Origin of the sequence: Pseudomonas sp. JH-2 (assembly GCF_036231725.1) — a bacterium.
Classification (GTDB): Bacteria; Pseudomonadota; Gammaproteobacteria; order Pseudomonadales; family Pseudomonadaceae; genus Pseudomonas; species Pseudomonas delhiensis.
Genome location: NZ_JAZAQP010000031.1, coordinates 41,788 through 55,448, shown reverse-complemented (window position 1 = coordinate 55,448; position 13,661 = coordinate 41,788). Strand labels below are relative to the sequence as shown.

Sequence of the window (13,661 nt, the reverse complement as noted above, 5' to 3'; positions counted from 1 at the left end):
ACATCCGCCTCGCGGAGTTTTCACCTTCGTCCACGCAGGATGGCGGCCAGCATCCGGCAGCATGCCGGGCGCGCTCCGACCCATCCCCTGCGAGGCCCGTGGCGAAGTGAGGCAGAAAACCGTGCGACAGGGCGCTGGCCGCCCACCCCGACGCATCATGGCCCTGGCCTGCGGGCTGCTCGGCGTGCTGGCGATGGCCCTGTGCGGCGCGGCCAGCGTGGCGCAACAGCACCCGCCGTTGCCAAGCCCGGACGACCTGGCCCACCACTGGCGCCTGGGCGAGGTGGTGGTGCTGGTGCGCCACGCCGAGCGCTGCGACCGCTCCGACGCCCCCTGCCTGGGCGCCGAGGACGGCATCACGGTGCGCGGCGGGGCGCTGGCCACGGCCCTGGGCGAGGACTACCGCAGCCGCTTCGGCCTGGGCAACGCCGACGTCTACGCCAGCCCGCTGACGCGCACCACCCAGACCGCCAGCCGGATGTTCGGCGACGGCACCCTGGGCCAGGCCTGGGTCGCCGACTGCAAGGGCGACCTGCTCGACCACGTGCTGGAGCACAAGGCCAGCCACCGCAACCTGATCCTCGTCACCCACAGCGAATGCATGGAGCAGCTGGCCCAGACGCTCAGCCACCAGGACCTGGAAACCCCCGGCTACGGCACCTCGCTGGTGCTGTTCAGCGATGCCCGCGGCGGCCTGCAGCTGGCCGGCGAGATCGCCCCGCGGGACTGGGCCCGCCTGCGGTTGCGCTAAACCGGCGGCGCCGCTGCGCTTGCGGCATCCGGCGATGCGGTCCTAGGCTTGCCGGGGAGGGCGGTGCCATCGTCCGCCCCGGGAGCCGCCCATGCCACGCATCCAGCTCGGCGGGGTCAAGCAGACCCTGCTGATCACCTTCTACGCCAAGGCCATGGAAAGCCGCCTGCCCGATTCGCTGCTGCAGGACCGCTTCGCGGCCGCCGCGCTGGCGCGCCTGGACTACGACTTCTCGCGCTTTCGCCTGGGCCGCAGCAGCTACGTCGGCATCGCCCTGCGCGCCTGGAAGCTCGACCGCTGGGCCGCCGAATTCCTCGCCGCCCGCCCCGACGCCTGCGTGGCGCACCTGGGCTGCGGCCTGGACAGCCGGGTGTTCCGCCTCGACCCGCCGGCCAGCGTGGCCTGGTTCGAAGTGGACTACCCGGACGTGCTGGCGCTGCGCAGCGAGGTGTACCCGGCGCGCGAAGGCTGCACCCTGCTGCCCGGGGCCATGGGCGAGCCGGCCTGGCTCGACGCGCTGCCCAGCGGCCGCCCGCTGCTGATCGTCGCCGAAGGCCTGATGCCCTACCTGCGCGAAGCCGAGGTGAGCGCGCTGCTGCGCGGGCTGTTGGCGCGCAGCCCCCACGGCGAGCTGATCTTCGACGGCTACAACCGCTTCGGCATCCGCATGCTGGGGCTGTTCCTGCCGTTCTGGGCGCGCGGCGCCCAGGTGCACTGGGCGCTGGACGACCCCACGGAACTGGAGGCGCTGGTGCCGGGGCTGCGCCTGGTCGAGGAAAGGCTCACCTACACCCCCGAGGAGTGCCGGCGGATGGCCTGGTCGTCACGCGCGTTCGTGCAACTGATGCAGCGCTGGCCCACCCTGGGGCGCATCGGCCGGCTGTTGCGCTACCGCTGGTAGGGGCCGGACGCCCCGGCGCCATTCCCCGTAGGGCGGATAACCGCGAACGGTTATTCGCCCTACGATCCCACGCCATTCCCGTAGGCGCAGGCGTTATCCGCCAAATCGCGGACAGAGTCCCACGAGGAAACTCCAGGCCTCACGACAATTGTAGGAGCGGGCCCTGCCCGCGATTCGCGCGCAGGGCGCGCTCCTACAGGGGAATGGCGCGGGTGGCGCAGCGTAGGAGCGGATCTCATCCGCGAATCGCGGCGGAATGTGGAATACCGTGCTTCCCCGCGAACCGTAGGAGCGGACTCCGTCCGCGATCCCGCCGGCAGGGCCGGCGGGCGATGGGTGGGGGTTATTCCAGGATCGCTCCGACCAGCGAAAGCACGTAGTTGGTTACGGAGTCGGGGGCTTTTTCCTTGAACATGGCTCGGCGCGCCCTCCAGTCCAGCGTCCGCACCTGGTGGCTGTGGACATTGCCCTGGGTGTCGGTGCCTTCGCCCATCAGGGTGACAAGGAAGCCCTGGTTGCGCGCCACACTGGATGTGCCTTGCGAGATGGGGCAGGCCAGGGCCAGGCCTATTTCATTGAATTCGCGTTTCGACAGGACCAGGCAAAAGTGGTCGCCGATCATTTCACGGCCCGTCGAGGGATCGAACTGCAGGTGCCAGATCTCACCGCGGTCGGGAACGCTCGGTGGACGCCTCACCATTGCTCAGCGCCTACGGCCTGCATGTTGTCCCAGTCCGGAGCGAGCGAGTCTTTGGGCGTTTCGGCGATCAGCTGTGCCAGGCTCGGGCGCGTCATCGGTTTGATCACCAGGGCTCCCTCGACGATGTTGCACTCAACCTGACTACCGGCGTGCAGCTTGTTTTGGGCGACGAAGGCCGCGGGAACCGAAATGATCAGGGACCCCCCGGATTTACGCAGGGCAAGAGTGGTCATGAACATGCCTCCTGTTGAGGTTTTACAAAAGCATAACCTTTCGGGTTTTATTTTTGTAAAACCATTCGTCTCGAAGTGTGCCCATTCAGGGTCGTCTTGCAGGTCGCGCCGAGGTGCTTCTCGTAGGATGGGTTGAGCGAAACCCATGCGGTCCTGGCGATGGGTATCGCTCCGCTCGATCCTTCCTACAAAACCCCCGCCCAGGCCGAGAGCAGCAGAAGCACTGCCAACCCCCGGTTCAGCCGCTGCAGCGCGCGCGGCGAGCGCAACAGCCGTGCGCTGCCGGCGCCGAGCCCGGCCCAGGCGCTCAGGCAGGGCACGCCGACCATGAAGAACAGCAGCGACATCAGCTGGATGCGCAGCAGGCGGTCGTCGCCCTGGCCTGCGTAGACGCCGATCACCGCCAGGGCCACGGTCCAGTTCTTCGGGTTGACCAGCTGCAGCAGGGCCGCATCCAGCAGGCCGATGCGCCGCGCCGGTGCGGCGCTTTCCAGGCCGGGGGGCGGGCTGCGCCAGATCTGCCAGGCCAGCCAGGTCAGCCACAGCACCCCGGCGGCGGCCATGATGCCCTGCACCTGCGGCCGCCCGGCGAGCAGCTCGCCCAGGCCGCTGCCCACCGCCAGCACCACCAGCGCGGCGCCGCCGCAGCCGCCGAGGACAATGGGTAGTGCCGCGCCCCAGCCGTGGCGGGCGCTGTTGCTGAAGATCAGCAGGTTGGTCGGCCCCGGGGTGATGGCGGCGACGAAGGCGAACAGGAGGAAGGGCAGCCATTGCTGCAGGGCCTGGATCATGGCGTGGGCTCCGTGGGACGTGGAGCCGGCATGCTCGCAGCGGGCCGGGCGTCAGTCTGGAAGCTTTGAGCAGCGCTGCCGGTAGTACGCCGGGGTAACGCCATAGGCGCGGCGGAACCAGCGGCCCAGGTGGCTCTGGTCGGCGAAGCCGAGGTCGGCGGCGACCTGCGCCGGGGCCAGGCCGCGGCCCAGCAACTGGCGCGCACGGGCCAGGCGCAGCTGGATCAGGTAGGCATGCGGCGGCAGGCCGAAGGCCTCCTTGAACGCGCGGCTGAGGCGGAAGCGGTCGCAGCCGGTGGCGCGGGCGAGGTCGTCGAGGTCGATGTCCTGCATCAGGTTGGCGTGCAGGTAGTCCCGCGCGCGCAGGGCCACCAGCGGCAGGCGCGGGTGGTCATCGACGCGCTTGCGCCAGTGCAGGCGCTGGGTGAGGCCGCCGAGCAGCTCGTCCAGGGCGGCCTGGCGCACGATGCGCAGGTCCTGGCCGTGCACGGCCTGGAAGGCGGCGTCGATGGCGGCGACCATGCGCGTGTCGTCGAACAGCACCTGGGGCACGCTCAACTGGCAGCCTGCCGGGGCTTCCTCGAACAGCGCGCCCACCTCGCGTTCCAGCCACTGCGGGTCGAGGTAGAGCATGCGATAGGTGAAGCCGCCGGCGGTGGGCGCATCGCCATCGTGGATCTCCCCGGGTTCGAGGAAGAACACCTTGCCCGGCGTGCTGACGTTGCGCGCCTGGCGGCAGCGGAACTGCTGCACGCCGGTTTCGGTGAAGCCGATCAGGTAGCTGTCGTGCCAGTGCGGATCGTACGCGTGGCCCTTGAAATGGGCGCGCAGGGTCTCGATGCCGGTGTCGGCATCCTGCGCCAGGTCGATCCAGTTGCCGCTGTGCATGCCGCGCCTCCGCCGCGCCCGCGAGTCGTCCAGCATACCCCGCGGGCGGGCGGCGTCTGGAAGATTTGTGCAGGCGGCCATCAGGGCCAGGTGCCCTCCGGGTTCCAGGTCGAGACCATCAGCCGCACCTGCCCCTTGATGGCGGCGGCGGCGGGGTTGCCGTGGACGTCGCTGTCGATCGGCAGCAGCACCTGGATGCCGCTGCCGTCCAGCTCGCTGGCCTGGAGGGGGATGGTCGAGGTGTTCATCCCGGTGTTCTGCCAGGCGTAGCGGATGGTCCACTGGTCGCCGCCGTCGCTGGGGCGTTCCAGCTGGATGATGACGGTGTCGCGGTACAGGTAGCTGCCCTCGTAGTGGCTGTTGGGCCAGAAGCGCTTGTCGATCTCGTAGTCCGGCACCCGCACGCCGAGGGTGAGGCTGTAGGCCAGGCCGGGCAGTTCGGGGTCGACCTTGCCGAACTCGGCGAGGAACACGCTGGACAGGTACAGCTGCGTGCCCGGCTTCCACTCAGCCTGGGTGAGGCAGGCCGCGGAATCTTCCTCCGCCGTGCGCCGCGACAGATACCAGGGCTTGCTGCGCGGCGAGGCCAGCAGCTCGATCTGGTAGAGCGCGTTGACCGGGGCGCCATCGGCGGCGTCGAGCACTTCCTTGGGTAGGCGCAGCTCGTCGATGTCCAGCCAGATGTCGACGCGCACGTTGCCGAACAGGAAGCGCACCAGGTTCTGGAAACTCTCCTCGCTGTTGACGATGCCGAAGAAGCCGGAATGCGCGCGGTAGGCGAAGGCCTTGGCGCATTCCTCGCCGAGCGTGCCGTCGGCGTTCAGGCCGTGCAGGGTGGCGTTCTCGATGCGCACCAGGCCGTCGCTGCCGTGGCCGACGAAGGTGCGCGACAGGCCGGCCGCCACCTCGTAGTCGCTGCGGTTGGTGCCCACCATGCAGAACACGCGGCTGGAGGGCAGGGCGCTTTCGGGCAGCAGGTCGACCTTGTCGTAGTTCTTCGGCAGCCTGGGCAGGCGCAGGTATTCGCGCATGCGCTTGTCGCGGTTGAAGTTCTCGATGTCGAACGGCAGCGAGAACACCGGCAGGCTCGGGACGTTGATGCCGACCATGTCGATGCCGTTGTGCGGCGTGGCGTAGGTGAAGAACTTGTCCACCGCCGCGCGCGCCTCCGCCGAGCCGCAGTCCGGGTTCTGCAGGAAGGTGCGGCAGACCAGCCCGCCCATGGAGTGCGCCACCAGGTGGCAGCGGAAGTCTTCCTTCTTCGCCAACTGGTTGGCCGGGTTGGCGAAGGCCAGGTCGCGCAGGTGCAGGATCAGGTCGTTCAGGCCCTTGGCGAACTGCTCCATGCTCGGTGTCTTGCCGACGCCCAGCAGGGTGGAGGCCGGGTCGTAGTAGCGGTAGATGACGATGGAGCGGGCGGCCAGCCTGTTGTTCTGCTGCGTCAGCCAGTTGGGGTCGAGGACGTCGTAGCCGTCCTCGTACACGTCGCGGTAGCCGAACTGGCTGGCCAGGCGGATCACCGGCGATTCGAAGACGAACTTGCGCGGCGGCGCGCCCGCGGTGGCCACCGCGCGCATCACCGTGGAACCCAGGTTGAAGCCGCAGAAGGGGTCGGCGGTGGTCTCGTCGATCTCGCCACGGCTCATGGCGTAGCCGCGCACGTAGACGATGGGGTAGAAGGGCGCCTTCATCGGTTGCTGTTCCATGCTCGATCTCCCTGTCAGGGCCACTGGATCTTCAATGCCCGCGCGGTGGCGGGGCCGACCACGCCGTCGGCGACCAGGCGGCGGGTGGTCTGGAAGGCGAACACGGCCGCGGTGGTATGCGGGCCGTAGGCGCCGTCGAGCTTGCCGGGGTCGAAGCCGGCCGCCTTCAGGGCCTGCTGGATTTCCGTCACCTTCGGCCCCTTCACGTTCGGCTGCTCCAGGCGGATGACCGAGGGCGGCGGCTTGAGCTTCGGCGTGCCCGGGCTGCTGCTGTAGCTCACGCCGGGCAGGCGGCAGTAGTAGTCCCAGACGCGCCCGGTGACGTTGCCGGCGCGCACGCCCAGGCCGGTGCCGGCGGCCTCCATGGTCCTGCCGGCGCCGTCGGTGATGGCGACGTGGCCCATGTGCCCGGGCAGCGGCGGCTTGCGCACCAGGACCACGCCGGCGGTGAGCATGGCGTCGGCCTCGTTGGTGGGGATGAGGGTGCCGTTGCTGGCGTCGTGCACCCAGGCGCCGGAATAGGCCTCGGTGGTCGCCGGGTTGCCCTGGTCGTTCACGCAGCCGTAGAGCTTCTTCAGCTTCTGGTAGGCCACCCAGGACACGAATTCCGCGCAGTCCCAGGGGCCGTTCCAGTTGGGGTTGTCCTTGGGGACCAGCACGTTGGCGTACTTCTGGCCCTTCTTGGTGGCGGCGAGCGTGTAGAGATCCAGTCCGGTGACCATGGTGCGTTCCTCGGTAATGGGGGCGGGCAGGGCTCAGGCCAGTGGCAGCGCCTGCGGGGCGGCGCCTTCTCCGTTGGGGGCGTCGAGCGGGAGGATGCGCAGCTCCAGGTCGATGAAGTCGTTGCCCTGCCGGTAGCTTCGGTTGACGTGGTAGGGGTTGGGCTGGTCGCGCAGGAAGGCACCCTCGGTGCGGAACAGCTCGTCGTCGCCATCGCTGGCCAGGCGCCCGGCGGTGAAGGCGGTCAGCTCCTTGAGCAGGGCGACCACGGCGGCGGAGCCGGGGTTGGCCAGCATCACCGCCTTGAGCCCCAGGTCGACGGCCTTGCTGCTGACGACGTCGCGGATGCGCTCGCCCGCCTCGCGCAGGTCGCCGTCGGACTCCATCATCAGCAGCGACAGCGCGACGTACTCGCCGGGGTTGGCCGGGCCATACAGCAGGTGGCCGTCGCCGAGCATGCTCACCGTCGAACCCTGGCGAACTTTCGGAAAGGGCATGTAGTTGAAAGTGAGGGCACCCTTGTGGATATTCGAAGTGTCGATGGCGAGGGAAACTATATAGGGCTCGCTATAACGGTCGAATAACAGGTCGGCACGTTTCAACAAGGTGAATTGGCCGAGGGTGATTGCAATACGGGAGTTGAAGCGATCGAAGGCCATCTCGGTACTTCCCTGTGGTGGCTTGGAGGGCGCCGGAGGGCCCGGCGTTCAGGCTGAAGCTAGCTTTCGCCCAGCGGGCTGTCCAACGCCATTGGGAAGTTTTCCAGCGCTGATCCGATAATGAAATTAAGTAGGAATTCATTATCGGGTTTGGTTATTTGATGTGTAATTCTGGAATGACACGCGCCTCCCGTATTTTCAACTTTTGCGGATATTTGGCGACGGTAGTTACATACACTTGCGATAGTAAAGCCGGGAGACTGAACAGGATGTCGGCGGTGGGCTGGTGTGTGCGCTCCGGCAGGCGGTCCGCCATGGCGCTCGTGCTCTACGGTCATCCGTTTTCCTCGTACACCCAGAAGGTGCTGATGGCGCTGTACGAGAACCAGACGCCCTTCGAATTCCGCTGCATCGGCCCCGATACGCCGCAGCACGCGGCGCAGTGGTTGCGGCTGTGGCCGCTGGGCAAGTTCCCGCTATTGCTGGACGGCGAGCACAAGCCGACCCCCTCAGAAGGAGCGTACCGCCGGGCTGGCCAGTTCCTGTAGGTAGGTGAGGTCGCACAGCCGCCATTGCCGGAGCCGGCCCTGGATGCGCCCCGCCTGCTGCCAGTCGGAGAGCAGACGGCTGAGGGATTCCGGGCGAATGCCCAGGTGGGTGGCGAGTTGGCGCTGGCTGATCGGCAGCATCAGGCTTTCGCCCTGGCGACGGTGCAGGCCCAGCAGGTAGGCGGCCAGGCGCTGGGAGGCGGAGCTTGCGGTCAGCCAGTCGACCTCGTTGACCTGGCGGTAGAGACGCAGGCTGAGGCTTTCCAGCATGCGCATGGCCAGCGGCGGATGGCCCTCGCAGGCCTTGTGCAGTGCGTTGCGGCTCAGTCGGAAGAATTCGCCGCTACCCTGGCTGCGGGCGTTCATCGGGTAGCGGCCGTGGGGCATGAACATGGCCGCTTCGGCGATCAACTGACCTTCGCGGAACAGCTGGAAGACACGCTCTTCGCCGTCGCAGGTGAAGCGCAGCATTTCCACGCAGCCACGCCGCACCAGCAGGAAGTGTTCGGCCGGGTCGCCTTCGCGGAACAGCAGTTTGCCGCCCTCGGCGCGCAGCAGGCTGGCCGAGTCACACAGGCTGGCCACGAGGTCCTGCGGCAGGTCGGCGAAGAGGGGGATGGCGCCCAGCAATCGCAGGCATTCGCCGCGATTGGGCGAGAACTTAACATTTGTCATTCGTGGCGGGCATGCGGGCTGCAATGATCTGCGAATGAAGATAAGTCTTATTCGCAAGTCAATCAATCGACAGCTCCCCCGCCTGCTCCTTTCTTTCGTTCTGGCGGCCGGCGCGTGCCTGCAGGCACCTGTCGGTACGGCCAGGGAAGCGGTGCTGCGGCTGGGCGGCCCCGGTGCCGTGGTGAGCTTCCCGCTGCTGCACATGGTGGAGAGCGGTGCTCTGCAGCCGTATGCCGAGCACGTCGAGTTCCGCCTCTGGCAGAACCCCGATCAGTTGCGCGTGCTGCTGGCCAAGAACGAACTCGACTACAGCGCCGCCCCGGTGAACCTGCCGGCGCTGATGGCCGGGCGCGGGCAACCCGTGCGGCTGCTCAACGTCTCGGTGTGGGGAATCATCTGGCTGGTTAGCCGCGACCCCCAGGTGAAGGGTTTCGCCGACCTGGCCGGCAAGGAGGTGGTGCTGCCGTTCCAGCGCGACCTGCCGGCGATCCTGGTCGATGAATTGCTGCTCAGCCACGGCCTGAAGCCGGGCAGGGACCTGACGCTGCGCCCGGTCCGTGATGGCCAGGACGCCCAGGCGCTGCTGCTGGCAGGCCGCGCCGATCACGCTCTGCTGGTGGAGCCGGCGGTATCCCTGCTGCTTTGGCGCAACCGCAGCCGGGGCGGGGCGCCGCTGTACCGCGTGCAAAGCCTGGAGAGCGCCTGGAGGCAGGCCTTCCCGCAGCAGGCCGAACTGCCTCAGGCAGGGCTGATGAGCAGCCCGCAGCGCGCCAAGGACGGCGAACTGGCGCGCGCGGTGGACGCCGCCTACGCCGAGTCCGCCCGTTGGTGCAGCGCGCACTCGCGGGCCTGCGCGGAGCTGGTCCATCGGCACCTGCCGCACCTGCCGGTGGAGGCGCTGGAAGAGTCCATCCGCGTCACGCGTCTGGAGAGTGTTTCCGCCAGCTCGGCGCGTGGACCGCTGGAGGCGCTGTTCGGGCTGATCGCAAGGCGCCATCCGCAGGCAATCGGGGGCGCCCTGCCGCCCGCCAGTTTCTATGGGCCCTGAGATGAGACCCATGACCTCCCGACGCTGGGCCTTGCTGGGCGGCATGCTTCTGCTGGTGGGCTGGCAGTTGCTGGCGCTGCGCCTGGGCCCGCTGCTCATGGCGACGCCATGGCAGACGCTGCAAGCCATGGTCCGCCTGCCTTTCGAGGCTGACTTCCGCCTTAACGCCGGCGCCAGCTTGCTGCGTATCGTCCTGGGCGTCGGCCTGGGCTGCCTGCTGGGCTTCTGCCTGGGGCTGCTGGCCGGGCTCGACGCCCGTGTGCGCGGTCTGCTGGAGCCGCTGCGCTGGCTGCTGATGTCGGTGCCGCCGGTGGTGGTCGTGGTGCTGGCGATGCTCTGGGTCGGTCTCGGTTCGGCCATGGTGGTGCTGATCAGTGTGCTGATGCTGGCGCCGGGCATGTACGTGAACACCGTCAAGGGCATGCAGATGGTCGACCGCGGCCTGCTGGAGATGGCGCGGGTCTACCGCTTCAGCCCCTGGCAGAAGCTGCGGCGGCTCTATATCCCGTCACTCACCGCGCCGCTGGGCGCGGCGCTGTTGATCGCCACGTGCGGCGGCGTGCGCCTGGTGGTGATGGCCGAAGTGCTTGGCGCGGAAAGTGGCGCCGGTTTCGCGCTGGCCAATGCGCGCGGCACCTTCGATAGCGCCGGGCTGTATGCCTGGACTCTGCTGATCCTGCTGCTGGTCGCCGCGCTGGAATTTCTTCTGCTGCAACCGCTGCAGCGGCGCATGGGCCGTTGGCAGGAGGCCGCCCATGCTTGAGTGGCACGGCGTCGATCTGGTGCTGGGCGAACGTCGGGTGTTTGCCGATGCCTCCCTGCGCCTGCTGCCCGGCGAGCGGGTCGGCATTCTCGGGCCCAGCGGCGCCGGCAAGAGCAGCCTGCTGCGCCTGGCTGCCGGCCTTCTAAAGCCCCGTCGGGGGCAGGTGGAGAATGGATTCCGCCATCCCGTGCTGGCCTTCCAGGAGCCGCGCCTGCTGCCTTGGTGCCGGGTTGCGGAGAACCTGGAAATCCCCCTGCAGGCGAGCGGCCTCGACCGCGCGACTGCGCGCCGGATGGCCAGCCACTGGCTGGAGCGCGTCGGCCTCGCCGGGCACGAGCGCGCCTGGCCGCATCAACTGTCCGGCGGCATGGCCCAGCGTGTTGCCCTGGCGCGCGCGTTCTCGATCGAGCCAGACCTGCTGTTGCTCGACGAGCCATTCAGCGCGCTGGACCCGGCCCTGCGTGAATCCCTGCTCGATCTCTGCCGCGACTGGCTCGCCAGCTCGGGCGCGGCGCTGCTCTGCGTCAGCCACCATCCGGCCGAGCTGATCGGCCTGGTGGAGCGCTTCGTGCTGGTCAATGACGGCGCGTTGCAGCCTTTCGACCTCACCGGGTATGCCGCCGACCAGGTGGTGACGGTGCTGCATCAGACCCTGCTGGCCCTGGAGGCACCCGCGCCATGATCTATCCCATCCTGCTGACCCTGCACCTGTTCGCCGCGCTGATGTTCATCGGCACGGTGTTCTTCGAGGTGCTGATCTTCGAAAGCGTGCGCAAGCACGTGCCGGCCGCGGTGATGCGCCAGGTGGAGCAGGGCATCGGCAAGCGTGCGCGGCGGCTGATGCCCTGGGTACTGCTGGTGCTGTTCGGCGCCGGCCTGGGCATGGTCTGGACGCGTTACCTGCCGCTGCTGGCGGACCCGCTGGCATCGTCCTTCGGCACCTTGCTGAGCCTGAAGATCCTGCTCGCCCTGAGCGTGCTCGGGCACTTCTTCACCGCCATGTTCCTCCTCCACAGCGGGCGCATGAATTCGACGTATTTCCGCCGAATCCACCTGAGCGTCTTCAGCCACATGGTCGGCATCGTGCTGCTGGCCAAGGGCATGTTCTACCTGAGCTGGTAAGCCAGATTTCGTGCAGACGGAGCTTGTCATGAGTCGTTGTCCTTCCCCGAAACGCCATTTTCCCTCGAAACTTTCACTTCCCCTGCTGGCCCTCGGCCTGCTGCCACTGGCGGTGGCGGCGGAGGACCGCCTCGAGCTGGAGCCGATGCAGATCAGCGAAAAAAGCCTCGCGCCGGTCAGCCAGTCCGCGCAGGCCGAGCGCCAGCGCCTGGCCCGCGTACCGGGCGGCACCAACCTCGCCGAGCCGCAACAGGAGACACGCCTGGCGACCCTGCGCGATGCGCTGGACTACCAGCCCGGCCTGGTGATCCAGGACTTCTTCGGTGGCACCGACCAGCCGCGCCTGAACATCCGGGGTTCGGGCATCCAGAGCAATCCGGTCAACCGCGGCGTGCTGCTGTTGCAGGACGGGCTGCCGCTCAACGAGGCCGACGGTTCCTTCATCATCGGCCTGCTGGAGCCACGCAATGCGTCGTGGATCAGTGCCCGTCGCGGCGCCAACGCCGGCAGCCCCGGCGCCACCGCGCTGGGTGGCGAGCTGGAGTTCAACTCGCTGACCGGCGCCGACGAAGCCGGACGCGTCCGCCTGGAGGCCGGCAGCTTCGGCCGCCAGGGCCTGCAGGCTGCCGCCGGGCTGGACGAGGGGGCGTACGATGGACGGGTGAGCGTCAGCCACGACGAGTACGACGGCTATCGCCACCACTCCGCTTCCCATCGCACCCTCGTGCAGAGCAACTTCGGTCTGGACCTGGGCAACGGCGTACAGAATCGCAGCTACCTGTCCTACAGCGACCTGACTTTCGAGATTCCCAACGTCATCACCAAGGCGCGCCTGAAGGACGATCCGCGCAGCGTGCTGGGCGATGGCAACACGCCGCAGGATCGCCTGCTCAACGTCTACCAGCGTGACCCGCACCGTGATACCCAGCAACTGCGACTGGCCAACCGTACGCAGTGGAGCGGGGCGGGCTGGCAGCAGAGCTTCGGCGTCTACGGGCAGAACACCCAGGACGATTTCACCGATCCGCTCAGCCACACCCTGACCGACAGCGACACGCTCGGTGCGCAATGGCTGCTCGAAGGCGAACGGCGCCTGTTCGGCTACCGCCTGGGCGCCAGTTGGTCCTACAGCGACATGACCCGCGAGCTGTACGCCAACAACCCCCAGAACGGAAGCCGCATGCAGCGTTTCGGCAACTTCGACCTCACGGCCTCCAACCTTGATCTGCTGCTCGGCCTGGACTGGAACCTGGCGCCGGACTGGACCCTGGTGACCGAGGTGAAGTGGAGCGATGTCAGCCGCGATGCGGATTCGCGCGATGGTGCCGGCCACCTCGACCAGGGCTGGAACTTCGCCACGCCGAAGATCGGCCTGAACTGGACGCCCAGCCCGGACCTGCGCTGGTACGCCAACATCAGCCGCAGCCACGAAGCGCCGACGTTCTGGGAAATCGTTTCCGCCGAAGTCTCGCCCGCAGCCCCGGCGGTGGCGCAAGCGCAACTGGTCGACCTCGACGTGCAGCGCGCTACCACCTACGAGATCGGCGGCGCCGGTCGCATCGCCCGGACCGACTGGAGCCTGACGCTGTACCAGAGCGACGTGGAAGACGAGCTGATTTCCACCAGCGACGCCTACGGGGTGAAGGTGGGAACCTACAACTACGGCTCGCGTACCCGCCACCGCGGTGTCGAAGCGGGGCTGAACGGCTTGCTGCCGACTGCCTCCGGCATAGGCGGCGACCTGGCCTACCGGGTGGCTTGGACCTTCAGCGACTTCCGCTTCCGCGGCGGCGAGTTCCAGGGCAACCAGATCGCCGGCGTGCCGCGCCAGCTCTGGTCGGCCGAGCTGCTCTACCGGCGCGGGCCGTGGAGCGTCGGGCCCAACCTGCGCTGGTTGCCCCAGGACACCCCGACCGACCACGCCAACACGCGCAACAACTATCAGGACGCCTACGCGCTCTGGGGCCTCAAAGCCGCCTACAAGGCGCGCGAGGGCCTGAGTGTGTATGTGCAGGGCGACAACCTGGCGGACAAGACCTATGCCAGCAGCTACGTGATCCGCAACCGCGCCGATGCCAGCCAGCCGACCTTTCTCAGCGGCAACGGGCGCAGCCTGACCGTGGGGGCGGAATACGCTTTCTAGGGGCGGTTGCTTC

At 68.1% G+C, this 13,661-nt stretch carries 16 protein-coding genes; 8 read left to right on the top strand and 8 right to left on the bottom strand.

The genetic code is table 11. The annotated features are described in order from the left end of the window. The first annotated feature begins 157 nt into the window (after positions 1 to 157). Entirely contained in the window at positions 158 to 751 is a 594-nt protein-coding gene (locus VV867_RS20320) for a histidine phosphatase family protein (RefSeq protein ID WP_328567393.1), read from the top strand. 91 nt (positions 752 to 842) lie between these two features. Beyond that, on the top strand, positions 843 to 1,652 hold the full coding sequence (locus VV867_RS20315) for a class I SAM-dependent methyltransferase (RefSeq protein WP_328567392.1): 810 nt from the start codon (positions 843 to 845) through the stop codon (positions 1,650 to 1,652). Positions 1,653 to 1,995: 343 nt separating this feature from the next. Here the strand turns inward: VV867_RS20315 and VV867_RS20310 are convergent, their stop codons facing one another. The 7 genes from VV867_RS20310 to VV867_RS20280 all read right to left on the bottom strand — a co-directional run bounded on the left by VV867_RS20310 (position 1,996) and on the right by VV867_RS20280 (position 7,349). Beyond that, positions 1,996 to 2,352, bottom strand: coding sequence for a type II toxin-antitoxin system PemK/MazF family toxin (locus tag VV867_RS20310; RefSeq protein WP_328567391.1), 357 nt, complete (start codon positions 2,350 to 2,352; stop codon positions 1,996 to 1,998). Beyond that, the gene (locus VV867_RS20305; RefSeq protein ID WP_139210225.1) at positions 2,346 to 2,585 is read right to left on the bottom strand and encodes an AbrB/MazE/SpoVT family DNA-binding domain-containing protein; all 240 of its coding nucleotides are present in this window, start codon (positions 2,583 to 2,585) and stop codon (positions 2,346 to 2,348) included. The genes VV867_RS20310 and VV867_RS20305 overlap by 7 nt, the downstream gene beginning before the upstream one ends. A 185-nt stretch (positions 2,586 to 2,770) precedes the next feature. Beyond that, positions 2,771 to 3,376, bottom strand: a complete 606-nt coding sequence (locus tag VV867_RS20300; RefSeq protein WP_275627098.1) for a LysE family translocator — start codon at positions 3,374 to 3,376, stop codon at positions 2,771 to 2,773. 51 nt (positions 3,377 to 3,427) lie between these two features. Next, a complete protein-coding gene (locus VV867_RS20295; RefSeq protein WP_328567390.1) occupies positions 3,428 to 4,264 on the bottom strand; it encodes an AraC family transcriptional regulator in 837 nt (278 codons plus the stop codon). An 80-nt stretch (positions 4,265 to 4,344) separates the two neighbouring features. Further along, entirely contained in the window at positions 4,345 to 5,970 is a 1,626-nt protein-coding gene (locus tag VV867_RS20290) for a hypothetical protein (protein ID WP_328567389.1), read from the bottom strand. A 14-nt stretch (positions 5,971 to 5,984) separates the two neighbouring features. Beyond that, the gene (locus VV867_RS20285) at positions 5,985 to 6,692 is read right to left on the bottom strand and encodes a peptidoglycan-binding domain-containing protein (protein ID WP_328567388.1); all 708 of its coding nucleotides are present in this window, start codon (positions 6,690 to 6,692) and stop codon (positions 5,985 to 5,987) included. 33 nt (positions 6,693 to 6,725) lie between these two features. After that, positions 6,726 to 7,349, bottom strand: a complete 624-nt coding sequence (locus VV867_RS20280; RefSeq protein WP_109934813.1) for a hypothetical protein — start codon at positions 7,347 to 7,349, stop codon at positions 6,726 to 6,728. Between the two features lie 314 nt (positions 7,350 to 7,663). On the opposite strand from VV867_RS20280, the gene VV867_RS20275 reads away from it, so the two are divergent. Beyond that, entirely contained in the window at positions 7,664 to 7,897 is a 234-nt protein-coding gene (locus VV867_RS20275) for a glutathione S-transferase family protein (RefSeq protein WP_275627094.1), read from the top strand. Here VV867_RS20275 and VV867_RS20270 read toward each other — a convergent pair. After that, on the bottom strand, positions 7,859 to 8,572 hold the full coding sequence (locus VV867_RS20270; RefSeq protein ID WP_109934812.1) for a Crp/Fnr family transcriptional regulator: 714 nt from the start codon (positions 8,570 to 8,572) through the stop codon (positions 7,859 to 7,861). The genes VV867_RS20275 and VV867_RS20270 overlap by 39 nt on opposite strands. Before the next feature lie 181 nt (positions 8,573 to 8,753). Here VV867_RS20270 and VV867_RS20265 point away from each other — a divergent pair, with 181 nt between their 5' ends. The 5 genes from VV867_RS20265 to VV867_RS20245 are packed head-to-tail and all read left to right on the top strand — an operon-like array spanning position 8,754 to position 13,648. Next, positions 8,754 to 9,620, top strand: coding sequence for an ABC transporter substrate-binding protein (locus tag VV867_RS20265; RefSeq protein ID WP_328567387.1), 867 nt, complete (start codon positions 8,754 to 8,756; stop codon positions 9,618 to 9,620). Positions 9,621 to 9,630: 10 nt separating this feature from the next. Beyond that, positions 9,631 to 10,383, top strand: coding sequence for an ABC transporter permease (locus tag VV867_RS20260; RefSeq protein WP_328567386.1), 753 nt, complete (start codon positions 9,631 to 9,633; stop codon positions 10,381 to 10,383). Beyond that, positions 10,376 to 11,065, top strand: coding sequence for an ABC transporter ATP-binding protein (locus VV867_RS20255; RefSeq protein WP_275627091.1), 690 nt, complete (start codon positions 10,376 to 10,378; stop codon positions 11,063 to 11,065). Before VV867_RS20260 ends, VV867_RS20255 begins: the two co-directional genes overlap by 8 nt. Then, the gene (locus VV867_RS20250) at positions 11,062 to 11,505 is read left to right on the top strand and encodes a CopD family copper resistance protein (protein ID WP_109934808.1); all 444 of its coding nucleotides are present in this window, start codon (positions 11,062 to 11,064) and stop codon (positions 11,503 to 11,505) included. Before VV867_RS20255 ends, VV867_RS20250 begins: the two co-directional genes overlap by 4 nt. 28 nt (positions 11,506 to 11,533) lie before the next feature. After that, entirely contained in the window at positions 11,534 to 13,648 is a 2,115-nt protein-coding gene (locus tag VV867_RS20245) for a TonB-dependent receptor family protein (RefSeq protein ID WP_328567385.1), read from the top strand. Positions 13,649 to 13,661 lie beyond the last annotated feature (13 nt).